This is a genomic window from Streptomyces sp. NBC_01384, assembly GCF_045040035.1.
Classification (GTDB): domain Bacteria; phylum Actinomycetota; class Actinomycetes; order Streptomycetales; family Streptomycetaceae; genus Streptomyces.
Genome location: NZ_CP109559.1, coordinates 6,491,961 through 6,518,263 on the forward strand (window position 1 = coordinate 6,491,961; position 26,303 = coordinate 6,518,263).

General features: G+C 70.1%; 21 protein-coding genes. 3 read left to right on the top strand and 18 right to left on the bottom strand.

All coding sequences use genetic code 11. The features are described from left to right. Nucleotides 1–81: 81 nt before the first annotated feature. The 7 genes from OG747_RS29835 to OG747_RS29865 form a co-directional block, all read right to left on the bottom strand. Nucleotides 82–564: a DUF3291 domain-containing protein gene (locus OG747_RS29835; RefSeq protein WP_405882464.1), complete on the bottom strand. Its 483-nt coding sequence runs from the start codon at nt 562–564 to the stop codon at nt 82–84. Between the two features lie 43 nt (nt 565–607). Next, the gene (locus OG747_RS29840) at nt 608–2,065 is read right to left on the bottom strand and encodes a penicillin-binding transpeptidase domain-containing protein (RefSeq protein WP_405882465.1); all 1,458 of its coding nucleotides are present in this window, start codon (nt 2,063–2,065) and stop codon (nt 608–610) included. Then, nucleotides 2,062–3,453 (bottom strand): FtsW/RodA/SpoVE family cell cycle protein, encoded by a 1,392-nt coding sequence (locus tag OG747_RS29845; RefSeq protein WP_405882466.1) that lies wholly within the window; start codon nt 3,451–3,453, stop codon nt 2,062–2,064. The genes OG747_RS29840 and OG747_RS29845 overlap by 4 nt, the downstream gene beginning before the upstream one ends. A 94-nt stretch (nt 3,454–3,547) precedes the next feature. Next, on the bottom strand, nt 3,548–4,045 hold the full coding sequence (locus OG747_RS29850) for an SH3 domain-containing protein (protein WP_405882467.1): 498 nt from the start codon (nt 4,043–4,045) through the stop codon (nt 3,548–3,550). A gap of 101 nt (nt 4,046–4,146) precedes the next feature. Further along, nucleotides 4,147–5,397: an ATP-binding protein gene (locus OG747_RS29855; protein WP_405885749.1), complete on the bottom strand. Its 1,251-nt coding sequence runs from the start codon at nt 5,395–5,397 to the stop codon at nt 4,147–4,149. Between the two features lie 122 nt (nt 5,398–5,519). After that, the gene (locus OG747_RS29860) at nt 5,520–6,284 is read right to left on the bottom strand and encodes a hypothetical protein (protein ID WP_405882468.1); all 765 of its coding nucleotides are present in this window, start codon (nt 6,282–6,284) and stop codon (nt 5,520–5,522) included. 171 nt (nt 6,285–6,455) lie between these two features. Continuing rightward, nucleotides 6,456–6,962 carry a dual specificity protein phosphatase family protein gene (locus tag OG747_RS29865; protein ID WP_405882469.1) on the bottom strand — a complete coding sequence of 169 codons (507 nt, stop codon included), beginning with the start codon at nt 6,960–6,962 and terminating at the stop codon, nt 6,456–6,458. A gap of 97 nt (nt 6,963–7,059) precedes the next feature. On the opposite strand from OG747_RS29865, the gene OG747_RS29870 reads away from it, so the two are divergent. Further along, a complete protein-coding gene (locus OG747_RS29870) occupies nt 7,060–7,863 on the top strand; it encodes a nuclease-related domain-containing protein (RefSeq protein ID WP_405882470.1) in 804 nt (267 codons plus the stop codon). 109 nt (nt 7,864–7,972) lie between these two features. Here OG747_RS29870 and ligD read toward each other — a convergent pair whose 3' ends face one another. After that, on the bottom strand, nt 7,973–8,854 hold the full coding sequence (ligD, locus tag OG747_RS29875) for a non-homologous end-joining DNA ligase (protein WP_405882471.1): 882 nt from the start codon (nt 8,852–8,854) through the stop codon (nt 7,973–7,975). Between the two features lie 123 nt (nt 8,855–8,977). Between ligD and OG747_RS29880 the strand changes: the two genes are divergently transcribed. Beyond that, entirely contained in the window at nt 8,978–10,108 is a 1,131-nt protein-coding gene (locus OG747_RS29880; protein WP_405882472.1) for a Ku protein, read from the top strand. Between the two features lie 128 nt (nt 10,109–10,236). Beyond that, on the top strand, nt 10,237–10,371 hold the full coding sequence (locus OG747_RS29885; RefSeq protein ID WP_405882473.1) for a hypothetical protein: 135 nt from the start codon (nt 10,237–10,239) through the stop codon (nt 10,369–10,371). A 138-nt stretch (nt 10,372–10,509) separates the two neighbouring features. Here the strand turns inward: OG747_RS29885 and sbnA are convergent, their stop codons facing one another. The 10 genes from sbnA to OG747_RS29935 form a co-directional block, all read right to left on the bottom strand. Then, nucleotides 10,510–11,598, bottom strand: coding sequence for a 2,3-diaminopropionate biosynthesis protein SbnA (gene sbnA, locus OG747_RS29890; RefSeq protein ID WP_405882474.1), 1,089 nt, complete (start codon nt 11,596–11,598; stop codon nt 10,510–10,512). Nucleotides 11,599–11,811: 213 nt separating this feature from the next. Next, nucleotides 11,812–12,882, bottom strand: a complete 1,071-nt coding sequence (sbnB, locus tag OG747_RS29895; protein ID WP_405882475.1) for a 2,3-diaminopropionate biosynthesis protein SbnB — start codon at nt 12,880–12,882, stop codon at nt 11,812–11,814. Beyond that, nucleotides 12,879–13,883, bottom strand: coding sequence for a TauD/TfdA family dioxygenase (locus tag OG747_RS29900; RefSeq protein ID WP_405882476.1), 1,005 nt, complete (start codon nt 13,881–13,883; stop codon nt 12,879–12,881). The genes sbnB and OG747_RS29900 overlap by 4 nt, the downstream gene beginning before the upstream one ends. Nucleotides 13,884–13,906: 23 nt before the next feature. Further along, a complete protein-coding gene (locus OG747_RS29905; protein ID WP_405882477.1) occupies nt 13,907–17,236 on the bottom strand; it encodes a non-ribosomal peptide synthetase in 3,330 nt (1,109 codons plus the stop codon). Nucleotides 17,237–17,254: 18 nt separating this feature from the next. After that, on the bottom strand, nt 17,255–19,924 hold the full coding sequence (locus OG747_RS29910) for a Pls/PosA family non-ribosomal peptide synthetase (RefSeq protein WP_405882478.1): 2,670 nt from the start codon (nt 19,922–19,924) through the stop codon (nt 17,255–17,257). A gap of 769 nt (nt 19,925–20,693) precedes the next feature. After that, complete coding sequence (locus OG747_RS29915) at nt 20,694–22,646, bottom strand: N-acetylmuramoyl-L-alanine amidase (RefSeq protein ID WP_405882479.1); 1,953 nt, start codon at nt 22,644–22,646, stop codon at nt 20,694–20,696. A gap of 334 nt (nt 22,647–22,980) precedes the next feature. Further along, nucleotides 22,981–24,627, bottom strand: a complete 1,647-nt coding sequence (locus OG747_RS29920; protein ID WP_405882480.1) for a M1 family metallopeptidase — start codon at nt 24,625–24,627, stop codon at nt 22,981–22,983. Between the two features lie 678 nt (nt 24,628–25,305). After that, entirely contained in the window at nt 25,306–25,539 is a 234-nt protein-coding gene (locus tag OG747_RS29925; protein WP_405882481.1) for a hypothetical protein, read from the bottom strand. Nucleotides 25,540–25,612: 73 nt separating this feature from the next. Then, nucleotides 25,613–25,747, bottom strand: a complete 135-nt coding sequence (locus tag OG747_RS29930; RefSeq protein ID WP_405886104.1) for a hypothetical protein — start codon at nt 25,745–25,747, stop codon at nt 25,613–25,615. A gap of 101 nt (nt 25,748–25,848) precedes the next feature. Then, a complete protein-coding gene (locus tag OG747_RS29935) occupies nt 25,849–26,229 on the bottom strand; it encodes a type II toxin-antitoxin system VapC family toxin (RefSeq protein WP_405885750.1) in 381 nt (126 codons plus the stop codon). Between the last annotated feature and the right edge of the window lie 74 nt (nt 26,230–26,303).

Here is a 26,303-nt window from a genome sequence, read left to right on the forward strand (position 1 = left end):
AGGTACCTCCGGCAGGGCACGGGCTGGGATCTCGTGGGTGGGTTCCCCTCCCCATAAATACGCCCGTATCAGTACGCCCGTTCAGGCGGGGCCGCTCATTTCCGCAGGACCCGCCGGAAAGGACCTGCGCAACGTGAACGCGTACTCCGTCGCCCCGTGCTCCCGCAGATGCAGCAGCCGCGCCTCCGCCTCCGCCACCGTCGGCCGGTGCCCCGCCGGAACCCACCACAGCACGGTGACCGCCTCCTCCAGCCGCTCGAACCACTCCCGGCGGCGGGACAGCAGCTCACGGTGCTGCCCTTGGTACATGAAGGCCGTCAGTGTGTTGATGTCCTGCCAGGTGGACATGTTGATGACCAGCCAGTCGTCGCCGAAGACAGCCACGTCCGTCGCGTTGCCCGAGTCGCTCTGCAACCGCCACACGAACCCGTCCGCCGCGTCCGCGACCGCGTTCACCGGGTCGAGTGCCTCCACGAAGTCCTTCAACTGCGGTGAGTCCAGAGGGGCCTTGAGGCGGGCGATGTTGACCTGGGCGAGTTCGTACGCGGCTGTGATAGAGGTCATGACCGAACGATAGGTCGGCCCGATGAGTACCCCAACCCCCGTCTCAGAACCCGAGCACCGCCTTCATCACCGCCTTGGCGATCGGCGCCGCGTCCCCGCCCCCGCTGATGTCCCCGCGGTCGGCCGCCGCGTCCTCGACGACGACCGCGACCGCCACCGCGGGCTCCATGGCGCCGTCCGCCTGGGCCCAGGAGATGAACCAGGCGTACGGCAGCCCGTGGTTGTCGATGCCGTGCTGGGCGGTCCCGGTCTTGCCGCCGACCGTCGCCCCGGGAATCGCGGCGTTGGTGCCGGTGCCCTCCGTCACCACGTCCGTCATCAGCTCACGCATCCGCGCGGCGGTCACCGGGTTCATCGCCTGGTGGAGCGTGCGCGGACTGGTCGCCTGGACCGTACGGCCGCCCCGTGTGGTCGTCTTCTCCACCAGGTACGGCGATGTGACGTATCCGCCGTCGGCGACGGCCGACGAGATCATCGCCATCTGGAGGGGAGTGGCCCGGGTGTTGAACTGGCCGATGGAGGAGAGCGCCAGCTGTGCCTTGTCGAGAGCCGTGTCGAAGTTGCTGGGCGCGACCGAGAACGGAATCCGCAGCCCCCGGTCGTTGAAGCCGAAGTCCGCCGTCGTACGGGTCATGTCGCGCAGCCCGACGTCCACGCCCAGCTTGGCGAAGACCGTGTTGCAGGACCACTCGAAGGCGTACCGCAGCGAGGCGTTCTCGCAGCCGTCCGCCTCGTTCGTCAGACGGGTCGTGCTGCCGGGCAGCCGGTACGGGTCCGGGGAGGTGGTCGACGTGTCGACGTCCGTCACCACCCCCGCCTCCAGCGCGGCCGCGGCCGTCACCACCTTGAACGTCGACCCGGGCGGATAGGTCACCCGGATCGCCCGGTTGAGCATGGGTTTGTCCACCGCTCCGTTCAGCCGCTTCCACGCGTGCGCCACCGCCGTGCCCGTCCCGGACAGCTCCCCGGGGTCGTACGACGGTGTGGAGACCAGCGCGAGAATCCTGCCGGTGGCCGGCTCGATGGCGGCCACCGCCCCGCGCCGCGAACCGAGCCCCTTGTACGCCGCGCGCTGTGCGGCGGGGTTGAGCGTCGTGACCACCTTGCCGCCGGGGTTCCGGGCGCGCGTGGCGTCGTTCCACAGGGGGAACGGCGAGAGCAGCGGGTCGGTGCCGGAGAGGGTGTCGTCCTCCGAGTTCTCCAGGAACGCCGTCCCGTACACCTGCGAGGCGAAACCGGTGACGGGCGCGTACAACGGGCCGTCCGTGTACGTCCGTTCGTAGCGGAGCTGCTCGCCGCTGTCCTTGGAGCCGGTGACCGGCCGGCCGCCGACGAGGATGTCGCCGCGTGGCTGGCCGTAACGGGCGATCGTCGGGCGGCGGTTGGCCGGGTTGTCGTCGTACGCCCGGGCCTGGAAGACCTGGACGCGGGTGGCGTTGACCAGGAGGCCCAGCAGCAGCACGGCACAGAGGGCGGCGGCCCGGCGGATGTACTTGGTCATGGCGCCGCCGTCCCGTCGTACTGGCTGCGCGCCGAGTCGCTGATGCGGATCAGCAGCGCCACGATGATCCAGTTGGTGACGACGGAGGAGCCGCCCTGGGCGAGGAACGGCATCGCCATCCCGGTCAGCGGGATCAGGCCGGTCACGCCGCCCGCGATCACGAAGACCTGGAGCGCCACGATCGAGGCGAGGCCGATGGCGAGGAGCCGTCCGAAGGGGTCGCGCAGGGCGAGGCCCGCGCGGTAGCCGCGTTCCACGAGGAGGCCGTAGAGCAGGAAGATCGCGCAGAGTCCGAAGAGGCCCAGTTCCTCGCCCGCGGTGGCCAGGATGAAGTCCGACTTGGCGGCGAAGCCGATGAGGATGGAGTGGCCGAGGCCGAGGCCGGTGCCGAGCACGCCTCCGGCGGCGAACGCGAAGAGGGACTGGGCGAGTTGGTTCGGTCCCTGGCCCGCGTCGATGGACGCGAAGGGGTGCAGCCAGTCCTGCACCCGGTAGTGGACGTGCGGTTCCAGCCAGCCGACGGCCACCGCGCCGACGCAGGCGAGCGGCAGGCCGACGGCGATCCAGCCGCTGCGGCCGGTGGCGACGTACAGCAGGATCACGAAGAGGCCGAAGAACAGCAACGAGGTGCCGAGGTCCCGTTCCAGGATCAGGACCAGCACGCTCAGCAGCCAGATCGCGACGATCGGTCCGAGGACGCGGCCGGTGGGGAGCTGGAGCCGCTTGAACCGCCAGACGGGGCGGCCCGCGTACGCGAGCGCGTTGCGGTTGGCCGCGAGGTAGCCCGCGAAGAAGACCGCGAGCAGCACCTTCGCGAACTCGCCCGGCTGGATGGAGAATCCGGCGAACCGGATCCAGATCCGGGCGCCGTTCACGGCGGGGAAGAGGATCGGCAGGACCAGGAGGCCCAGCGATGTGACAACCGAGACGTATGTGTAACGCTGCAGGACGCGGTGGTCGCGCAGCAGGAGCACGGCCACGATGAAGAGCGTGACGCCGAGCGTCGACCAGACGAGCTGGATGGGGGCGGCCCGGTCGCCCGGGGTCTCCAGGTCGAGGCGGTAGATCAGCACCAGGCCCAGGCCGTTGAGCAGGACGGCGATGGGCAGCAGCAGCGGATCGGCGTACGGCGCCCGCAGCCGCACCGCGAGGTGGGCGACGAGCGCGAGCACACCGAGCCCGGCACCGTAGACCGCGGCGCCGGGCGGGACGGTGCCGTGCCGGGCGAATCCGACCGCGCAGTAGCCGTACACGGACAGGAGTACGGCCATGACGATGAGGGTGAGCTCGATGCCACGGCGCCGGGGCAGGCGGACAGCGGGGGCGGGTGGGTCCGCCGCCAGGGCCGTTCCGGCCGGTCCGGGTCCGGGCATTCCGGGCTGGATCATGCCCGGAACGTAGCAAGCGGTGAATCTGATGTCCTGTTATGTGGCCACAAACGGGCCGTTCCGGTGGATATCTCGGGGCTTGGCCGTCATGGGTTCAGCACCAGCGCGGGGACCGGCCGATGATGTCGATGTGGCGCGCCGCGCCCCAGGCCCAGGTGCCGTCGGTGAGCAGGTACCAGATCGGGTTGCCGCCGACACGCGCTCCGGACGTCTTGCAGAAGATGTGGACCCGCTCGCCGAAGGGCGCGATGCGGATGATCCGGCTGCCGCGGTCCGGGCGGGTGTGCAGCGCGAGGCCGTCGCGGGAGGTGATCCGGCCCTCGAAGCGGCGGTCGTCGCGGCTGTCGTCACCGAACCGACCGTCCTCGAACCCGCTGTCGTCGTCGAACCGGCCGTCGTCGAACCGGCCGTCGTCGTCCCAGTCGCCGTCGGTGTCGGCGTGGGCGTGGGCGTGGGCGTGAGCGAGGGCGAGGGCGTGAGCGGGGGCGGGGGCGGGGGCGTGGGCGAGGGCGGGGGTGGCGCTGGCGACCGCGATGAGCATGCCGGCGACGAGCGCTGTCCCGGTGCAGGGGAGGGTATGGCGCAGGGACATGAAGGCTCCTCCGGAAAGGTGGTTAATCTGACTAATCGCCACATTAGGAGGGGGGTCGGGCGGGTGCAGGCCGCACTGCGCCATCGGGGATGTGCGGGCGCTCAGAGTGCCCCGGTTGGCCCTTCTTCGCGGGACGCGAGATCTCCCGGTCCGCCCTGCTCGTACTGAGGGAGCGTCAGAGTCGCCACCGCGCCGCCGTCGGGGGCGTTGGCGAAGACCAGCCGCGCGCCCAGTACCTCCGCCTGGCCGAGCGCGATCGTCAGCCCGAGCCCGTGCCCCTTCGAACCGCCCTCCGTACGGAACCGCTGCGGCCCGTGCTCCAGCAGATACGCCGGATAGCCGCCGCCGTGGTCCCGCACGGTCACCACCGGGCCGTCGACGGTCAGTACCACCGGCCCCGCGCCGTGTTTGTGCGCGTTGGCCACCAGATTCCCGAGCACCCGCTCCAGGCGGCGCCGGTCGGTCTCCACCCGGGTGTCGCGCACGACCCGGACCCCGGTCTCGGTGCCCGACGCCCGCACCACCCGCTCGGCCAGCGGAACCAGCGGCTCCGAGTCCAGCTCCAGCCGCTCCCGCCCGGCGTCCAGACGGGAGATCTCCAGCAGGTCCTCGGTGAGCGTGCGCAGCGCGGCGACCCGGTCGCGGACCAGCTCGGTCGGACGGCCCGGCGGCAGCAGCTCGGCCGCCGCGTGCAGCCCGGTCAGCGGGGTGCGCAGCTCATGCGCCACGTCCGCGGTGAAGCGCTGCTCGCTCATCAGTTTGCTCTGCAGCGAGGACGCCATCGTGTCGAGGGCCCCGGCGACCGCCGCCACCTCGTCCTGGGGACGCGCCGGGTCCTGCGTACGGGCGTCGGCGACGGCGCGCGGGTCGTTGACGCGCGCGTCCAGGTCGCCGGCGCTGATCCGCCGGGCCACCCGCGCCGTCGCGTGCAGCCGCCGGGTCACCCGCGTCACCGCGAACGCCCCCACCAGCAGCGTCGCGCCGATCGCCAGCGCCGAGGACCACACGATCGACCGGTCCAGGGCCTCGATGGCGTGCGCGCCCTGTGAGTAGTCGAGCTGCACGGCGAGCGCCCGTCCGCCGCTCGCGGGCCCGGCCGCCCACATGGTGGGGTGCGGGTCGTTGTCGCCGACCATCGTGCCGCGGTGGCCGTCCGTGGCCAGCTCGCGCAGCTGGGCCGGTAGCCCCGGCAGATCGATGCCCGCGCCGGGCGGCAGCCGGTCGCCCGCCTCGTACTCCGCCGTCACCTCGGTCAGCCGGTCGAGCGCCCGGCCACGGGCCTCGCCGACGGTCTGGTGGGTCACCGAGACATGCACGAGGACGCCGAGCAGGGCGGCGAGACCGCAGCACATCACCGTGATGAAGGCGGCGGCCTTCCAGGTGAGGGTGGCGGTCCAGCCGGGGAGGCGGCGGAGGGACCGGAGGCGTCGGAAGGTCCGGAGGCGGAGGCGGAGGCGGCGGGGGAGGGGCTCTCTCATGAGCTGCTCGGTGAAGGGGAGAGGGAGGGTGAGGGTGAGGGTGAGGGGGCGGGGGAGAGGGAGAGGGAGGGCCTCGGCGGAGTCGGGCCGGGGGTGCCCACGCGGAGGATCTCGTCGCGGGTCGCCAGCATCGCGTGCTGGTGCGGGTCCCAGGCCCAGACCGTGCGGTACTCGTAACCCGGCAGCGTCGAGGGCGAACGGATGATCACGTCCCGGCCCGCGACCTCGACGCTGATCGTGCTGTCCGCGGTGCCCATGATCTGGACCAGCTCGTGGTGCTCGAAGGCGTACACGCGCACAGCCAGCTGGTTCCGCGGAAAGCGGATGCCGAGCACCAGGTCGTCCTTCCGGTCGCCGGTGAGGTCCCGGTAGTAGGCCTGGAGGATCGGGCACTTCCCGCCGAGCGCGCCCTTGCCGGTGCAGTACGTGAGCTGCTGGGCCGTCGCCCGGTACGGGGCGTGGACGGCGGTGTACTCGGCCGGGTGCCGGGCGACCTCGGCGCGGAACACGGCGACCGGGTCCACCTTGTGGAGGTCGTCGCCCGGCGCCGTGATGCCCTGGACCGTCTCGGTGTCCGCCTCGCCGTAGTCGAGAGCCGCCGTCGACGCGGGCGGCAGCTCGGGCCACAGCCGGGCCGGGCCGACGGCGGTGGGCGTCGCCCCCGCGCCGCGCAGGGCACCGGAGTCGCCACAGCCCGCCACGGCCGCCAGCACGGCGACGAGGGCCCCGAGCGCGAGACGGCTGGGCCGGATGGGGGTCACTGCACTCCCTGCGTCTCGATGAAACCGACGCCGTACACCTTAGACGCCATATTCGTAGGGAAGTCCTTTTTGTGCGCGCGAGAGATCGCCGGGGATACCCTCTGTTTGTGCCCCTGGTCGTGCTGATGGTCGTGACGCTCGTGCTACGCGTTGTGCCGCGCGTCGGCTCGGCTACTCGGCCAGTTCCTCCAGGAGGCGGGCCGTGGGCAGCCCGGACCGCAGGTACTCCACGAACAGCTCATTGTGCAGGGCCCAGGGGGAGCGGCGACTCCGTATCAGCCGTATGGCCTCGTCGGAGCTGTGCCCCGCGAGGACGAGCGCGTGTGCGACGACGAGTCCCGAGCGGTTGTAGCCGTGATAGCAGCGGACGAGGACCCGGCGCCCGTCCTCCAGCGCGTCGTCCGCGGCCCGGGCCAGACGGATCACGCCCGCAAGCTGCGTCCCGTCCAGGGGGCCGTCCGGGATCGGCCACACATGGTGCTCGACACCCGGGTCCGGACCGTGCCCCGGCAGCCGCAGCAACGTCAGGACCAGGTCGAACTCATTCCGTACGACCGCGAATTCCGGCTCGCCGGAGTGCCCCGCGAAGGCGTGCCCGCCCATCCACAGGCCAGGCACGATCTCGCTCCACGGGCTGTCCGGAGCGGGCACCTCGGGTTGCTTTCTGCGAGTCCGCAACAGCGCCTCCCACAACTCCCCCAACTCCTCACAAAGGTAACCGGGTTCTTGCCCCTGGAGCACCCCGACTGTTCCCATGGTCGTGGGGTGGTGGTGCATGAACGGACTGCGTGTCATACCTACCTGGCGCCACGGGCAGGAGCGCCTGTACGTGTGCCTGACCGACGGGAGGAGCGTCGCCTGGTACGACCGTGAGGCAGCCCGCGTCAATCTGCTCAGCGAGGACCGGCGGGAGGACGTGCTCGACGCGCTCGGCCCGTTCCTGACGGGTCCCGTGACAGTGGGGCCACCGCCCGTCCCCACCCCGGCCGAACTGGCCCGGCTGACCCTCCACCCGGACGACGACCTCGCGCCGAACCGGCCCGGTGAGGCACTGGTGATCGACCTCGACCGCGACCCGGGCCCCGCGCACCGGCTGCGTCCCGACCCGCGGCGCCGTCTGCTCGCTGCCGAGCAGACGGTGGGCGAGGCCCTGGACCGGATGGAAAGCGCGGGTTGGCACACCCTGCACTCGATCCCACTCCCCGGCGGCGACCGCCTCCACCACCTGCTCATCGGCCCCGGTGGCCTCTTCGCCCTGTGGGCGCTGTACGCCCGCAAACAGCGGGTCCTCGTCACCGACCCCATGGTCACCGTCGGCCGCCGCGAGCCCCGTCCGCTGCTCCGCCAGGTCCGCGCCGACGCCGACCGGGCCTCGTACGCCCTGACCGCCGAGGTCCACCCCGTGCTGGCCCTGGCGGGCCCCGCCGACCTCGACGTCCTGACCCCGCTCCGCGAGGTCCGCGTCCTCCAGGACACCGACCTGGCGTCGCTGTCCCGCCTGGGCGGCGTCCTGAAACCGGCGGACGTGGAGGCCCTGCACGCCATGGCCCGCGACCGCCACACCTGGCTGAGGGTGTGATTTGCCCGCCCCCGCCGCCCCTACCCGTCCCGCAGTTCCCCACGCCCCTGGGCCGAGGCTGGGCGTGCAGGCCCGCACCGGCCGGCCCGTCCGCGAGGAACGGCTGGGGCTACGGCAAGGCGTGCGCCTGGGCGGGGTCCAGCAGGGGGCCCAGCAGGTCGCCGTACCGCTCCAGCCGTGAAGCGATGTCCCCGGCGTAGAGAACGAGCCCCTCCGCATCCGAACAGCCGGCGACCTCGTCCCAGGTGACAGGGGCGGACACGGTGGGTGCGGGCCGGGCCCGCAGCGTGTACGGAGTCGCCGTGGTCTTGCGCGCGGCGTTCTGGCTGTGGTCGACGAACACCTTCCCGGGCCGCAGGCTCTTCGTCATCCGGTGAGTGACGAGGGCGGGCAGCGCCCGCTCCGCCTCCACGGCCAGACTCTTGGCGTACGCACTGACGTCCCGGGACGGCGCCGGCACCAGCGCCGCCAGCAGATGCAGCCCTTTCGACCCGGACGTCTTCGCGTACGCCTCGATCCCGTCCGCCCCGAGCCGCTCCCTCAGCCACAACGCGACCTCACAGCACTCGACGACCGTCGCGGGCGCCCCCGGGTCGAGGTCGAACACGAGCCGGTCGGCCAGACCGGGCGCGTCCACCTGCCACTGGGGCGTATGGAACTCCGTGACGAGGTTTGCCGCCCACATCAGACTCGCGAGGTCCTGGATCAGAACCATGCGCGCGGGGCCCTCCGACCGGGGGACCTCGGCAGTCCGGACCCAGTCGGGTGTGCCGGGTGGCACGTTCTTGGTGAAGAAGACCTGCCCGTCCGGCCCGTCGGGGTAGCGGAGGAAGGAGGCGGGCCGGTTGCGGAGGTGCGCCAGCATGGGTTCGGCGGCCGTCGCGTAGTAGTGCAGCACCTCACCCTTGGTGAAGCCGGTCGCGGGGTACAGCACCTTGTCCAGGTTGGTGAGCGCGAGCCGCCGCCCCTCCACCTCCGTGATCGGCGTCATGCGTCGAGAGTCGCATGAAATCAGGGCGAAGATGCCTTATTGGCTGCTTGCGGAGGTGATGCGGCAAACACCCGTTTAGCCTGGCTTTCAAGGGCACCCGACGCATCCGTCTCAGTCAGGAAGGTGCTGCACGTGCGATCCATCTGGAACGGCGCCATCTCCTTCGGCCTGGTCAGTATCCCGATCAAGCTCGTGAACGCGACGGAGAGCCACTCGGTCTCCTTCCGCCAGATCCACCTGGACGACGGTGGCCGCATCCGGTACCGCAAGTTCTGCGAACTGGAGGACCACGAGGTCACCACCGGTGAGATCGGCAAGGCGTACGAGGACGCGGACGGCACGCTGATCCCGGTCACGGACGAGGACCTGGCCTCGCTGCCGATCCCGACCGCGAGGACGATCGAGATCGTGGCCTTCGTACCGGCCGAGCGGATCGATCCGCTGCAGATGGACACCGCGTACTACCTGTCCGTGAACGGTGTCCCCGCGACCAAGCCGTACGTCCTGCTGCGCGAGGCCCTCAAGCGCAGTCAGAAGGTCGCCATCGCGAAGTTCGCGCTGCGCGGACGGGAGCGGCTCGGCATGCTGCGGGTGGTGGACGACGTGATCGCCATGCACGGGCTGCTCTGGCCGGACGAGATCCGTGCCACGGACGAGGTCGCCCCGGATACCGGCGTGACCGTCCGTGACAAGGAACTCGACCTGGCCGACGCACTCATGGACACCCTCGGTGAGGTCGACCTCACCGATCTGCACGACGACTACCGCGAGGCCCTTGAGGAACTCATCGCCGCCAAGGCCTCCGGCGAGCTCGCGCCCGCGCCCTCCGCCGGGGAGAAGCCCGGCGGCAAGGTGCTCGACCTGATGGCCGCGCTGGAGAAGAGCGTGCGCGCGGCCAAGGAGTCCCGGGGCGAGAAGACCGGTGAGGAGCCCGGCGAGGAGCGCGGCGAGCCCGCCGGGGTCACCCCGCTGCCGGCCCGTAAGTCGGCGCGTACGGCTCCCAAGGAGGTCGGCGGGAAGAAGTCCACGTCGACCACGAGGAAGACGGCGGCGAGGAAGACGGCGGCGAAGTCGACGGCGAAGTCGACGGGCCGGTCGGCCACCAGGACCTCGGCCACCAAGACCACCGCCAAGAAGACGGCAGCGGCAGCCACAGCCAAGACGACGACCGCCAAGAAGACGACGGCCAAGAAAACGGCCGCGAAGAAGGCGACCACGAGGAAGGCCACCCCGCGCAAGCGCGCCTCGGCCTGATCACTCCGGGGCCGTCGATGGCGTGTGCGGCCCGCTCCAGCAGCCCCCTGTCCGAAACGGGCGCACCTGCGGGCCCGTAAGATCCCGGGCCCCATTACTCGTATGGTTCACCCCGTACGCCGCAACGCATGACCGCGAACCGGCGGGGCGCGACGACCATGTCGTACGACATCACCCGCGCCCGAGCCGGGCTGCCGCGAGCGGTGGAAGTGATCTCGGGAATTCCCGCGACATCCATCCGGTGGCAGGCCACGGTCACTTGATGGCCTCGCCCCCCCCGCGCGCGGCCATGGACGCGGCGCCGCCCGCCCGTCACCGTTTCGACGTCCTCGGCATCCTCCTCTCCGGGGCCGGACCGGTCGGCCCCTTCATCGGCGTCTCTCAGACCGTGGACGGAGCACCTAGGACTTACGATCCTGGAGCTGATGGCGCTGGTTGCCGTTGAGGTCCAGGTCACCGGGCTTCAGGTCCAACCGTCGGCCCCAGCGTGTCGATGGCGCGGGGGAGGCTGCCCAGGAACCGGCGGCCACCTCGTCGGGGGTGAGCACGTCGTCGCCGTAGAGATCCCGCAGCCAACTGGTCTGGTAGATGGTGTCGAGGTAGCGCTCGCCGAGATCCGGGCCGACGGCCACCGCGGTGAGTTCGTGTGCGTCATGCCGGGCCAGCCAGTCCGTCGCGCCGCTGACCACCGTGCCGGTGGAGCCGCCGAACAGGAATCCGCGCCTGGCCAGACGATGGCAGGTACGGACGGTGTCCGCCTCCTCGACACGCATCACTTCATCCACATAGGACTCGTCGAGCAGCGGCGGGCGCATGCTCATCCCCAGGCCGGGAATCATCCGGCGGCCCGGCGGACCGCCGAAGGACACCGAGCCGACGCTGTCCACCGCGACGATCCGCACCGGCCGGTGCCACTCCCGGAAGTAGCGCGCGCAGCCCATCAGGGTCCCGGTGGTGCCGGCCCCGACGAACAGCACGTCCAGCCGCGGGAACTGGCGGGCGATCTCCGGCGCGGTCTTGCGGTAGTGCGCCTTCCAGTTGCTCGGATTGGTGTACTGGCTGAGCCACACGTACCGCTCGTCGGAGGCGCACAGCGCGCGGACGTAGTCGATCCGCGCGCCGAGATAACCGCCGTTGGCCTCCTGCCCGGCGATCATGTGCACCTGGCTGCCCAACGCCTCCATCATCATCCTGGTCGACAGGTTGCCGCGGGAGTCCGTCACGCACAGGAACCGGTAGCCCTTGCTCGCCGCGATCATGCTCAGCGCCACGCCGAGGTTGCCGGACGAGGACTCGACCAGGATCGATTCCGGCGTCAGGACTCCATCCCGCTCTGCGGCCTCGACCATCTCGATCGCGGCCTTCAACTTGATCGAGCCGGCGAAGTTGAAGCCCTCACACTTCAGGAAGAGCGAGTGCCCGAAGATCGACCGAAGGTCGACATAGAGATCCTCTTCGTTGTAGGCGTGGGGAACGGAAATGACGGGCACGACGGTCTCCTCTATCTGGAGCAGAGCACTTTCGGAATGTCCGTCCGACCATGGGCGGGCTTCTGGCTTGTGCGGGCGCAAGCCCGTGTCCAACCGAGCCGGACGGGGCCCTGCGCCAGCGGCCGCTGTCTCGTGCGGCCCGATCCGCGGCGACTTGACCGGTGATCTCTCCTGGGATCAGCCCTGCGCAAGCCCCCTGCGCTGTCGGCCGGCTCATCCGTACCGGCTCAGTTCGTGGAAGAAGTCGTCGACGACGCGCAACTCCCCGCAGCGGACCACTTCGTCGTAGACGTACTTGCCGACCGCGAGGTCGAGCACCCCGAGGCCGAAGGGCGAGAACACCACCGGCCGGTCCGCCGGCACCGTCACCCGCCCGGCCATCACGTCGTCCAACGTGCCGTGCACGAAGTCCCGGTTGCCCGTGAGCTGCTCGGTCAGATGCGGCGAGGTGTCGGCCTTCAGGCAGTGCTCGATGTCATCGACGATGTTGGTCGAGGCGAGCAGGATCTCCGGCGCGAGGTCGCGCAGCGACACATGCAGCACCAGCGGGTGGTGTGCGAACCATGACGGGTCGCTGACATGCGGCTGACCGGCGATGGTGGCGAAGACGACCAGGTCGCTGTTTCGGATCAACTGCTCGGCGCTGTCGTGCACGGTGATCCGGCCGGTGGTGCCCGACTGCTCCAGGTAGCACCGGAAGCCTGCCGCGCTGTCGGCGGACAGGTCGTGCACGCCGATCTCGTCGAACGACCAGCCGGTGCCGGCCAGGAAGGTGTGGATGTAGCGGGCGATCAAGCCCACCCCGAAGAACCCGACACGCGCCGGTCGCGGCCGGTCGCGGCTGAGCAGGTCGGCCGCCGCCGCTGCCGACGCGGCCGTCCTGGTGGCGCTGATGATCGAGCTTTCCAGACAGGCGAACGGGTAGCCGGTGTCGTGGTCGTTGAGGATCAGCACGGCCGAGGCCCTCGGGAACCCGGCCGCCACGTTCTCCGGGAAGCTGGAGACCCACTTCAGGCCGTCCACCCGCACGTCCCCGCCGACCGAGGCGGGCAGCGCGATGATCCGGGAGGAGGGGCGGTCGGGGAAACGCAGGAAGTACGACGGCGGGTTCACCGAATCACCGGCGCCGTGCACCTGGTAGGTGGCCTCGACCAACTCCACGATCTGCTTCTCGCGTCCGTGCAGCGCGCGCTGGACCTGGGCACCGGAGATCACCGCGAACGGTGGCACGGTGATCGGTGCGGCCATCGCGGACCGCGTTGCGGTGGAACCGATGGTGGTCATGCTGCGGTCACCTCGACGGTCGGAGAGCAGTCGGCCAGACGGACCGGGTCGGCCAGGGCGACGAGCACTTCGCGCGGTCCCTCGAAGGGCTCCCTGCTGTGCGCGGTGCGGACGTTGTCGACGAGCATCAGGTCGCCGGCCTGCCACGGCTCGCGTTCGGTGATGGCCTCGTAGACGTTGTTGAGCAGCTGCACGACGTCCTCGCCGATCGGGTCGCCGTTGCCGAAGCGGGTGTTGAACGGCAGCCCGTCGGGGCCGTAGACGTCCAGCAGGTACTCACGCACCTCGGGGGCCATCGTCCACTCGTTGAGGAACGCGATCTGGTTGAACCAGCAGCGCTGTCCCGTGACCGGGTGACGCACCACGGCGCTGCGGCGCTGTCTGGTGCGCAGCCCACCGTCGGGCCCCCACTCGAACGCGATGGCGTTGGCGCGGCAGTAGCTCTCGACGGCGCCACGGTCCTCGGTGCCGAACGCCTCGGCGACGGACGCCCCGATCTCGTCGTTGTAGCTGCGGGTGAGCAGCCAGCCCTCCCGCTCGAAACGCTCGGTCAACTCGGCGGGCAGCGCGTCGAGCACGGTCGGTGCGTCGGCCACCGCGGTCGCCCCGCCGTCGGTGGGCGCGCTCAGACAGGCGAACATCATCAGGCCGGGGAACTCGAGCGTGTAGCTCAGTTCGTGGTGCATGCACATCGGCTGGTTCGGCGGCCACTTCGTCGAGGAGTACACACCGTCGGAGTAGGTCCGCCGGGGCGCGAAGACCTCCTTGTCGGTCATCAGACCGGTGGCCAGGCTCGAGAAGACGGCGCCGGTCTCGGCCGCGTCGCGCAGCCCGAGGCCGCGGACCAGGACGCAGCCGTGTTCGGCGACGACAGCGCGCAGCGCGTCCCGGTGCTCGGCTGCCCAGCTCGGCGTGCCACCGGTGGCCTCGGCCCGCAGGAGCGGGGGTTTGCCGGGTTTGAGTTCCACGTCGACCAGCGACGCCGTGGAAATGGACGACATCTCGATTTCCTTTCGGTTGTCACTCAGGAGGAAGCCACTCGGGAAGAAGCCATTCGGGAAGAGGCCACTTGGGAGGAAGCCACCTGGGAGGAAGCCACTTCGGAAGAAGCGGACAATTCGGCAGCGCGTAGTACGGCCTGTGCCGCCTCGGTCGGACGGGTGCGCAGGAAGTAATGGCCGCCGTCGGCGAGCTCGTGCAGCTCGACCTGCTCGGCCAGGAGCTGCCAGTCGCGGTACCGGCGCGGGTAGTCCGCCGTGCTGGGATCGTCGGCCGCGACGACCACGGTGACCGGCGCGGACAGCTTCGGCGTCGGCGGGCTGTCCAGGGCGTCGGCGAAATAGCGGTGCGCGGACACGCAGTCGTGCCGGTAGGCGGCACCGATGTGCTCGGCGTGCGGCGCATCCAGCTCACCGAGTTCGGTGTACCCACCGTCCGCGCTCAGTTTCGCGGCGATCTCGGCGTTGCTCAACCCGGTCAGCTCGTCGATGGTGGCGCGCCGGTCGGCGGCGTCACCGGGCAGTTGCGCGCCGAGGAACACCCGCTGGACGTCCACCCCGCGCTCCTGCAGCTTTCTGGCCGTCTCCAGGGCGGGCGCGGTACCCGAGGAGTGGCCCCACAGCATGACTCTGGTCAGGCCACGCCGGATGATCTCGGCGACGACCTGTTCGACCACCTGGGTCATCGGCGCGAACGGCTCGCGCTCGGCGGCCACGTCGTGACCGGGCAGTTCGACGGCGTAGGCCGCCGGCCCGCCGTCCGGCAGTGCCCTGGCCATCGGCTGGAAGTTCACCGCGTTGCCGCCGGCGTACGGGAAGCACACCAGGGCCCCGGCCTGCGCGCCGTCCGACTCCGACAGCGGGTGCACCAGCTCGGAGCGCCGCTCGGACCTGCCGTCGACCAGCCCGGCCAGATCGGCGAGGACCGGGTGACGGGTGACGTCCTTGAGGGACACCGCACGGTCCAGGGTGATCGCCAGTTTCACCGCCGACAGCGATGTGCCGCCCCGGTCGAAGAAGTGGTCCAGCCGTCCGATCCGGTGCTGCGGGATGCCGAGCACCTTCGCCCACGCGGCCGCCAACTGCTGTTCGGTCGGCGTGTTCGGCGCGTGGTAGTCGTCCTGGACGACGTCGAGTTCGCCGGCGAGCGCCTGCAAGGTCTTCCTGTCGATCTTGCTGTTGGCGGTCAGCGGCAGGCTTTCCCGCCAGTGGAAGACCGACGGGACCATGTACTCGGGCAGCGACTCACCGAGCCGGGCCGGCAGGACGTCGGCTTCGAGTGGCCGCGGGCCGGAGTAGAACGCCACCAAGTGTTTGCTCTGATCGGCCCGCTCGGCGACCACCACCGCACCGTCGCGCACCCCCGCCACCCGCAACAGGGTGTTCTCGACCTCACCGATCTCGATCCGGAAGCCACGGATCTTCACCTGGGTGTCCCGGCGGCCCAGGAACTCCAGCTTGCCTCCGGGCTGCCAGCGGCCGTAGTCGCCGCCCTGGTAGAGCCGGGCGCCCTTACGGTGCGGATCGGCCAGGTAGGCCTGTCGGGTGCGCTCGGGGTCATTGACGTATCCGCGGCCGACGCAGACGCCGGAGAAGACGATCAGGCCGGGGGCGCCGAGCGGCACCGGGGTCAGGTGCTCGTCGACGACGTACACGTGCACGTTGTTGACCGCGGGACCCAGCAGGACCCGGTCTCCGTCGGGCACGCGGTCCATGATCTCGTGGTTGGTGTCGTCCGAGGTCTCGGTCAGCCCGTAGGCGTTGACCAGCTTGATCCCGGGCTGGGCGGCGAACCAGCGCTGCGTGAGCTCCTTCTTCAGCGCCTCGCCGGTGACCGACACGCACCGCAGGTCCGGCAGCTCGCGGGGGTGCTGCCGCAGGAAGGACACGACGACGTCCAGATAGGAAGGGACGACCTGGAGGACGGCGACCCGGCCTTCGACGATCTTGTCGACGAACCGCTGGACGTCCAGGATCACCTCCTGCTCCACCAGCAGGGTCCGCCCCCCGACCAGGAGGGCGGACACCAGTTGCCACAGGGAGATGTCGAAGCACTGGGGTGCGGTCTGGGCGACCACCTGTCCCTCGCCGAGCTCCAGGTCGTCGATCTTGGCGTAGACGTGGTTGAGCATGCCCGCGTGCTCGCACATCGCGCCCTTGGGCTCCCCGGTGGAGCCGGAGGTGAAATAGATGTAGGCGAGCTGGTCCGCTGCGACGGGCAGGCCCAGATCATCGTCGGCATGGTCCTGCGCGTAAGCCGTGTCGATGAAGACCGTTCCGGTCCCGGGCAGGGATGCGAGGGCGTGGTCGAGGGTGGTGGTGCTGCCGTGTTCGGTCAGCACGAGGGCGCACTCGGCGCGAGAGAGCGTGGTGGCGATGCGACCGGACGGGAAATGCGGCTCGATGGGCAGGTACACGCCCCCGGCCTTGAAGACCGCCAGGACGGCGGCCAGCCAGTCCAGGTTGCGCTCGGTCACGACCGCGACCACACCTTCCCGGCGCAGCCCCCGTGCGAGCAGAGCGCGTGCCAGCCGATTGGCGCGGGAGTTGAGCTCGCGGTAGGTCCACCGCCGTTCACCGTGTACGGCCGCGACGGCGTCCGGGTGTGCCCGCACCCGCTGTTCGAACAGCTCGTGCAACCGGCGGTCCGGCAGCTCCCGGCGCGGTCCGGCGAGCCCTTCGAGCTGGAAGTGGAGCTCCTCGGCACTGATCAGGCTCTGCAGCCTGTGCTCGGCATCCGGATCGGCGGCGATCAGCGCGAGCGCGGTGACGTGATAACCGGCGATCCTGGCAGCGCAGTCCGCGTCGAGCACGTCGGTCCGGTACCGCAGCCGCAGCACGAGCCGGCCGCCCTGCCGCGAGAACCCCACCCACAACACGGTGTCCTCGGCCAGCTCTCCGCCGACGCCGCCCGGATCGAAGACGGTCTCGAACGGTGGTTCGGTCAGCCCCAGCTCGCGCCTGAGGTCGTCGACCGGAAAGTCCTGGTGCGACAGCAGTTCCGATGCGACGTGACGGGTGTTCAGCAGCAGCGTCCGCCATGTGCCGGGTTCGGTCGTCAGCCTGCAGGGCAGCGGCCGGCCGCCGTCGGCGGCGACGTAGCCGGACACGACCTCGCGCTCACCGGACAGCGCGGCGAGCACCTTGGCATGCGCGGCCAGCAGCACCGAGTCGAGCGGCACCGCCAGATCCTCGGCCAGCCGCCGCAGCGGCCCTACGACGTCTTCCCGGACCGTCGTCTCATGGTCGGCGACGCCCGAAACCGGATGGAGCGTCCACCGCGGGATCGCGGTGAATCCACCGGCTACGAGCTCACCGCGCCAGAACTCCCGGTCGGCTTCCACGTGTACTCCCATCGAATCTTCCCCGTCCACTCACGGTCGCCACGGCGCTGTGGTCCGCCGGTCGGGGCGGCGCCACAGTCGGCGTGGGTTTCTCGGCAGATCTACGGGCCGACCGTGCTGTTCAGCCGGTCGGGCTTGCTGACCGAGGCGGTCCCGCCGGGCCTCCGGTGCCGACGCGGCCGGCTGATAGGGGGCGCCTCGCATCTCCGCGGCGGGGTTTCCGCCCCATCGAGCGCGCTCCGGGACTTCCTCGCCCTTCATGAGAAAGGAGTCGGGGGCGAGCACCGCGCCGTCGTCCATCGTCACGCCGTAGTGGACGTGGGCGGCGACACCGAGGGTGCAGCCGACGCCGATCGTGCTGCGGTCGGACTTGAAGGTGCCGTCCTCCTGCGAATGGCACTGGATCTTGCTTCCCGCGTTGAGCGTGCAGTCGTTCCCGATGGTGGTGAGCGTCCGCTCCGTCAGATAGCAGCCGTCGTCGAAGACCCTGCTGCCGATCCGGACACCCAGCATCCGCCAGATCACGTTCTTGAAAGGGGTGCCGTTGAAAATGTCGAGGTATTCGTCAGGCACCTTCCAGAGGCGCTCGTGCCACCAGAAGTACGGGTCGTAGATGGAACACAACTGCGGTCGCAGCATGCGGAATGCCGCGATGCAGCGCTCCACCAGTACGAAGTAGACAGCGGTGAAGCCAAGGCTGAACACCAGGAACACGGCGATCCCTACATGACCGTAAGAATCGTACAGATCGACGTCCGCGAGGCCGACCACCGTGAGTACGAAGAAGTGCAGCCACCGTACGAGCAGGAAGAAGACCATCGAGCGGATGTTGTAGCGGTTCTTCGCGGCGAGGCTGCGGCGCAACTCGTCGCCGGTCCGGAAATGGTCGAACCGGGAGTCGCGCTCGACCGACCGGGGAATCTCGAAGCACGGAGAGCCGAGCAGGCCCACCCCCTCACGTACCTCGCCGTCGAGCGGAATCATCACCTTCGTCGCGAGGAGGCAGTTCTCGCCCGTCCTGGCCCCTGAGGGAAAGGCGATGTTGTTCCCGAGGAAGTTGTGTGGCCCGATCGAGGCCCGGGACACCCGGAAGGACGTACTGGAGAAGTCGGCGTTGACGATGGAGAGCGCGTCGGCGACCATCGTTCCGCTGCCGACGGAAACCAGATACGGGGTCTCGTGCTGCACTTCCGTGCCGAAGTTCGACCCGGTCTGCTCGACCCGGGACAAGTCGTATCCGAGGCCGCGCAAATAGTGGACGATGTAGGAGCTGTCACCGAGCAGCCATTTGAAGAACTTCACGTTGGTCATGCGCCCGATCGCACGGTGCATCGAGTAGTGAAAGCCGTACAGCGGATAGACCTTGTCCGGCTTGACGAAAAGGTTCATCAGACGCGGAACGGTGCACAGTACGGCCAGGCCCACGACGACGAGGCCGAAGAACAGCACGAAGGACAGGATCAGTGCGTCGACGTAGAGAGCCGGCGAGGTGAACCCCACCGAGCCCGGGCCCAGCCGGTTGCGCAGCGCCGGAACCAGGGTCAGCAGCATGTACGCACCCCCGACCGTCAGCGGCACGTAGAGGAAGAGCAGCTGAAGCACGGTGACGAGGCCGAAGCCGGCCCGGCGCAGCGTGCCGCACTTGGCCGGCCCGATCCTCACGTAGTCCTGCTCCGTGAGCTGTGCCGGGGATCCGTGCCAGCGCTGGCCGTCCGGGACCGCCTGGCCGCTGTACAGCGTGGACGTGTGACCGAGCTGCGCCCCGTCGCCCATCGATGTGTCGATGTCGAGCACGGTCTTCTCGCCGATGAACACATCGCGGCCAAGGGTGACCCGGCCCGTCTGGATACGGCCGGCGTGCGCCCGGTAGCAGAGGAGGAACGAGTCTTTGCGGATCACCGTGCCGGCGCCGATCGTGAGCAGATCGGGGCAGGCCGGAACGTTGTGCGAGAGGATCGTGACCCCCTTGCCGATCCGTGCGCCCAGGGCTCGCAGGTACAGCACGTACAGGGGATTGCCGACGAAGAAGATCATCGGGTTGGCGTGGATCAGCACCTTGACGGTCCAGAAGCGCAGATAGGTCAGTCCCCAGACCGGGAACTCACGCGGCTTCCACCGTCCGACGAGGAGCCATTTGGCCACGATCGGGAAAGTGCACAGACCGACGAAGCAGACGCCGCCGAAGACCAGCGACCGCAGGTAGATGCCGATCACATCCGAGCCGGCGGAGACCCATGTATAGCCCCGGTCGGTGACGAGGCCGGCGAGGAAGGAATATCCCAGGAAAAGCAGGAACTGCAGCGTTCCGCAGAGGGCGTACCGCCCTGTGCCGGACGGGGTCACCACCTCGGACGGCGCCGACGGCGCCGGGACCGACGACTCGGCAGGGGTGGGCGCGGCGTCCGCGAGTCCCGTCGCCAGGCTTCGGATCGTCGGGTTCCGGTAGATGTCCCTCATCGACGCCGAGGGAAGGTCCGCCCGCTTTCTGACCCGTGCACAGAATTGGGCCATCACCAACGAGTTGGCACCGAGGTCGTCGAAGAAGTGGCTGTCGACCGACACTCGTTCGACGCATATTACGTCAGCCAGCACCTCGGCGAGGTCTCTCTCGATGCCGGTCTCCGAGCCGGTGGAGCTGCGCTTGGCGCTCGCAGATTCACCCGGGCCGGGCATCAGGACTTCGACGGATTTCTCCTCCATACGAGCTCCTTGAGGAACTTTCGAGCGCCGCCGGACTTTACGGTCGACGCCCTGCACTCATACTTTTCGATGGCCGGAGCGAGTAATCCGGAAGTCATGAGGTTGCGATCTGTTGTCCGGTCACAAAACCGTTGCCTCAGTCTTAGCTGTCCACCGTCGCGCCTGCCACTCGAACTCGATCGCGTTGGCGCGGCAGTGGCTCTCGACGGAGCCAGGGGGTCTCGCTGTCCGACGCCCGGCATCGGCAATACGGAGCCCTCGCCACCCGCTTTCCTTCCTCCTCCACGATTCCGCCCAATGGGAAGGCGATGAACTGCGCGCGGGTCACGCCTTACTGCATACGAGTGGCGTGTACCTGAGCCGGGACAGAGCCGTGCGCAAGAAGCCCGCACAAGCGCCTGGACACGACGTACGGGGAAGGGCCGGGCCATGGCGCGTTCGATGGTCCGGCGGGGCGGCCCCGCCGTTCGGAGGACTCGACGCCTCCGCGGGTGATGCGGTGCGGGATGCCGCGGGCGAGGGCTTCGAGCGCCTGGCTGACACCTCGCGATCCGCACAGCGCCTCCGGCCGCCACCCCGCGACCGCGTCGGCGCCTCCGGTACCACCGGTGCCACCGGCCGAAACAACTCCCCTCAACTCCCCCAACCCGTCGCGCACCAGACTCTCCATCACCCACGCGCGTACGGGGCAGCCGGGTCGCCAAAGGGGATGATCTCTATGCGGATCGGCCACCGGCGGCCCTGGAGGCGGCCTCCGGCTTCGGCCCTGTCACCGCCGGGGAGGGGGCGCCGCGTGCTCCGACGGCGCTGTCGCCGCGGCCGGTACGCGCACCACGTCCACGTCGTTCGCCCGGACGTAGGCGATCCGGTGGCCGAACTGGATCTCGTAGTACTCCTCCTGGCCCTTCACCACCAGGCCCGGTGTGTCGCTGAAGGACGACCTGTCGATGTAGGAACCGACGGGGCGGGACTGTGCCACGTACCGCTGGCCCGCGAGGAGGTTGTACGGCAGCGGAGACTGGTGCTGCTGCGGCACTTCTGCCGGGTAGGCGTCCTTCTCCGGGAGGGCACGCCCGTACACCGGGATCTCGTTCAAGCCGTCCCTCGGAGTGACGAACTGGCCGCTCGCACCGACGGCCGTCGGGTGCGTCTTCGAATTCCTGAACCACGCTTCCCGGCCCAGGTACCAGATCGCCGTCCAGTCGCCACTGCGCCCGGCGACCGCGTAGGTCTGGCCGGCGGAAACCCGCGACCCCAGGTCGTTGACGTCCTCCGTGGAGTCGTCGCCGTTCGGGCGCCGGCCCGGGTCCTGGATCAGTGGGGCGCGCTCGTCCGGCTCGGTGTGGAGACGGACGGCGCTGGAGCCGTGCGGCGCACACTCCACACCGCTCTTGGTGCACCCCGTGAACACCGGCTTGTGGGTGGCGAAGTCCGGCAGCACGGTCACCAGGTCGCTGTCCGGTCCGGCCGTGGCACGCAGGGGCGCGCCGAGGAGGTCGAAGTAGTGCCGCCAGTCCCAGAAGGGGCCGGGGTCGTCGTGCATGTCGGGGATGGACGAGGCGGTCGGACCTGCCACGTTGTCATGGCCGAAGATGTGCTGCCGGTCGAGCGGGATGTCGTACTTCTTCGCCAGATAGCGCACCAGGCGGGCCGAGGCACGGTACATCTCCTCCGTGTACCAGGCGTCCGGCTGCCTGAGGAATCCCTCGTGCTCGATGCCGATCGAGCGGGCGTTCACGAACTGGTTCCCGGAGTGCCAGGCCACGTCCTTGGTCCTGATGTGCTGGGTGATGTGGCCGTCCTTGGAGCGGATCGAGTAGTGCCACGACACCTCCGTCGGATCCTGCACGGTCTTGCGCATGGACGGCAGGTCCGCCTCGGTGTCGTGGATGACGATGTACTCGATCTTCTCGTCCCGGGGCCGGTCGGCCAGGTCGTGATTGCCGTAGTCGCCGTTGTCGTCGAACTGGACGTACGGCGCGGCGAGCCAGTCGCAGGACAGCTCCGCAGGGCACTCGACCTCCTTCGGCCGCCGTGCGCCCTGCGGGCCGGAGGTGTCAGAGCGCACGCCCGGGCTGGCGGGGAGGGTGACCTGCTGCCCCGCGTCGGTGGTGCGGCGCGCGCCCTTGCGGATCACCGCGAAGACGTCGTTCGCGTACGTCGCCGCCGACTCGGTGTCGTCCGTGCCCGGGAAGCGCGCCACCGCCTCCCACCAGTCCGCCGGGTCGGCGCTGAGCGGTTTGCCGAGCTGTCGTTGCGTCTCCGCCAGAAGTGCCGCACCCCCACGCACATTGGCGGCGGCGTCCGTCCGCAGCCGCCCCGCCGGGGCCCCGATCAGGCGTGCGGCCCGCCGCAGGTCCGCCGGCTGCGCGGAGCGGCTGCCCGAGGAGTTCTCCCCGGGTGAGGCCGACGGCCCCGCCGCGGCCGCGGGCGGCCGGGCGCTCCCGCGGTGCGACTCCGTCGGAGCCGGTGTCCGGGTCTTGGCCTGGAGGGCGTCCACCAGGTGCATCGGCCCGTAGCCGCCGACGACGCTCGGTCTACCCGGCCGGGAGTCCCATCTCGACTGCAGGTAGGACACGCCCATGAGCACACTTCGCGGCACGTGGTACTCGTCCGCGGCGTCCGTGAAGGCGTTCTGCAGGTGCCGGTCGGCCGCCGTCCCGCCGGCACAGGCCGCCGGGCCGGCCAGCAGCGGCATCAGGAGCGCCGCCGACGCGGTCATTCGGACTGTCCGGCGGCGCCCGCGTACGGCGTTGGGGACACGGGGGGCGACACGTCTTCTCATCGCAAGGGTCTCCAATCATGCTCGTCGCATTGCAGGACAAAGGAGTTGCCCTTTGCATCACCTCTCGTACGTTTCCGTGCCCGACACGCCACGTCGCGCCAAGCGTCACCGGTGTGGCCCAGCAGTCCGGCAGAGGCCACCCGGTCGGCGGCAGAACGTCCGCCCCGGCGCGGAGTCGCCGAAGGCCCCCGTACCTCAGGGCAAGCCCCCGTACCGCAGCGCAAGTCCCCTCGTTCGGCGCGGTGCGGTCAGGCTTCGGCGGCGTGATGGCTCAGTCCTGGGCCTCCTGGGCCTCTTGGACCGGGTCCACCTGCCAGTCGGGGTGCCCCGGCATGGGCGGGGTGTGGGCCCCGTACAGCCACGGGGTCAGGAACGGGTTCAGGTTCTCGCCGGCGACCTCGGAGGCGAGCGCGACGAAGTCCCGGGTGCCGGCGGCCCGGCCCCGGTACTTCGTCACCCAGGACCGCTCGATCCTCTCGAAGGTCCCCTCGCCGACCTTCTCCCGGAGGGCGTAGAGCACCAGCGCCGAACCGTCGTACCGCATCCGCTTGAACAGGGTCGCCTCGGTGCTGGGTTCGGCGGGCGCCCCGTCGTCGTGACGCCACCGGTCGTGCTGCTCGTACGCCGCCCGCATCGCGGACTCGATGCTGTCGCCGCCGTGCGCGTCGGAGTAGAGACGCTCGTAGAAACGGGCGTGCCCCTCGCTCAGCCAAAGGTCGGACCACCGCCGGATGGCCACGCTGTCGCCGGTCCAGTGGTGGGTCAGCTCGTGCACGAGGTCGCGCTCGGCGTCGACCCGGTCACCCTGCAGGTCGCCCCTCGGCACGAGGGACAGCGACTGCGTCTCCAGCGCCACCGGCAGGTCGGTGTCCCCCACCAGCACGCCGTAGCGGCGAAAGGGGTACGGGCCGAGCCGCCGTTCCAGCCAGGCCAGGTGCTCGGGGGTGAGCGAGCGGTACGCCTCGGTGTCGGTGACCAGGCCGTCCGGGACCACGTCCCGGACGGGCAGCCCGTGCGGGCCGGTGCTTTCGGCGAACGTGAACTTCCCGATCGCCATCTGGACCAGCTGCGCCGCGACCGGCTGTTCGGAGTCGTACGTCCACCGGACCCGTCCGTCGGGCCGCCGGACGCGCTCGACGAGCCGGCCGTTGGCCACCGCGCTGAGGCCCGGTGGAGTGGTGATGCGGAAGGTGACCGGCGCCCGCAGGCTCGGGTGGTCGTTCGCCGGGAAGATCATCTTGGCGCCGTTGGGCTGCGGATAGAGCACGGTGCCGTCGGGCGTGGGCACCCAGCCGTAGTCTCCGATCGCGTCGCCGCGGTGCCGTCGCTGCGTCGGGTCGGCGGTGTAGGCGATCCGCACGGTGAAAGCGCTGCCTTGGGGGATCGGCTTCGCGGGAGTGACGACGAGTTCGTCGCCGTCGCGTACGGCGGTCGCCGGAGCGCCGTCGACGGTGACCGTGTGCAGCGTGTTGCCCGCGAAGTCGAGGTCGAAGCGGGACAGGGCCTGCGTGGCGGTGGCGCTGATGGTGGTGCCGGCGTCGAAGGGTGTCCTGGGTGCCCGCCAGTCGAAGGCGAGCGCGTAGCGGCGGACCGTGTAGCCGCCGTTGCCGTCGAGCGGCAGGAGCGGGTCGCCGATGCCCGGGGCGCCGGGGGACGGGGCCGCGCCGGACAGGGCGGCGGAGGGGCCGGCGGCGGGGGTGCCGGGGTGGGCGGGGGAGCCGTGGTCCCCGTGGGGGAGGGCGCCGACGAGGACGGCGGCACCGGTGATGCCGGCGGCACCGGCGAGGGCGAGGGCGAGGGCCGTACGGCGGGTACGGGGGCCACGAAGGTCACTGAGGTCACTGAGGCCGCGGAGGCCACGGCGGGGGCGCCCCCTCCGGGCCGGTTCCTGTGGGGACCGCGTGAATGACGCCTTCACCGGAGGAACCGGTGGGCGTCGCGGGATGCACGGATCGGCAGGGCACACGGCTGCTCATCGGCCGACGCACACGGCTGGGCAACGCCCGGCGCACACGGCTGCTCAACGGCCGATGGATGCGGCTGCCGGCCGGTCGACGCATGCGACTGCGGGACGGTTGACGCACGCGACTTCCGGCAGCACGACCGAGTCGGCCGCCGGCGGTCGTGGATCTCCATGGCCGCACTATGTCAGCACGAGATCCTCATAGTGACGCATTTCCTCACATATCGGCGTCGATACGCTCGCGCGGCAGACATAAGCGCGGGGAGGGACCGGGCACTGTTGGAGGAAGGGGTGCGCACGAGCCGTTGGCCTTGCGGGAATTGGCAGGCCCAAAAGGCCCTGACCGGCATTTCTGCTGGCCAGAGCCTTGTTCCGGAGTGCCCCCGACAGGATTCGAACCTGCGCAGAAGGCTCCGCGACCCCTTGGCTCCCCGACGCCGCAGCAGGTCCTAGCGTTGGAGACCCTCACGTGTGGTTCGTCGGACGGACCCTGCCGACAGATGGTCCACGACCGACGGAAGGAGCACGGGCGACTCCTTGGATGAGAACGTGTCCTATGTCTGTGTGGGGTGAGATGCGCACCACCTCATTCGTGACGGCGGCTTTCGGTCACTCTCGATCACTCGCGATCACTCACGGGAACAATGCGATCCCGACGAGGACCAGCAGGATGATGCCGACGACGAGCGCGACAGTAGCCCACGTCCCCCGGTGCCTCAGCGGCGTGGCGGCCCCGCCTCCACGTGGCCGGTCCTCCGGCAGTGCGGGGTGGGCCGGGCGTCCGCTCGCGTAGAACTCTTCGTCGGTCGGATAGACGTTGCGCGGATCTTCGAAAGCGCGCGGATCGATGTCGTGTGAACTGCTCATGAGAACTCCTTGCGCGGCGCTCATCAGAGCCGGAGACCCGGCGGACGCCAGGGCCTACGTGAGAAGTGGTGGCTCACCACTTCCCGGGCGCGTAGTCCTTGAGGAAGACGTCGTACAGGTCCGCGCCCTGCCCACCGCGCACAATCTGAGCGTATACCTGGGTCGCGCCGACGGTGAGGTCCAGCGTCGACAAGGTCCAGCGGGGCATGATCCTGCGCGACCTTCCCGGCGACGATGAGCCCGAGGCCCGCTACGCCTTCAACATGTAGGTGTGCGGCTCGGAACGAATCGCGCTTGGGCGTTGTCTCGTCAGATCTTGATGACGGTGACGCGTCCGCCGCACAGGGCGGTGAGGTCCTCGGGGTCCGAGGTGAGAATCGTGACCGGGCCGGAGGCGGCCGGCGCGGTGGCGCTGAGCATGGCGTCGACGGCGTACTTGTGGCCGTGCAGTCCGGCGTCGGCGAGGAGGGTGGCGGCGTGGCGGGCGATGGGCTCGGTGACCGGTTCGACGACGAGGCGGGAGAGGGTCCATTCCAGGGCGGGGCGGTTGATGCGAGGGTGGATCACCTCGACGAGGGTGGCCGCGGAGGTGATCACGCGCAGGTCGTCGGCGCGGGCCAGGGCGAGCCGGCCGGTGACCGTGCGGTCGCGCAGGACGGCCTTGGCCAGTCCCTCGCTGTCGAGGACCAGGGTGCCGCCGGGGACTGCGGTTCATGTTCTTCACGCGGCCGGATCCCCGGGCAGTCGGTCGAACGGTCAGCCGG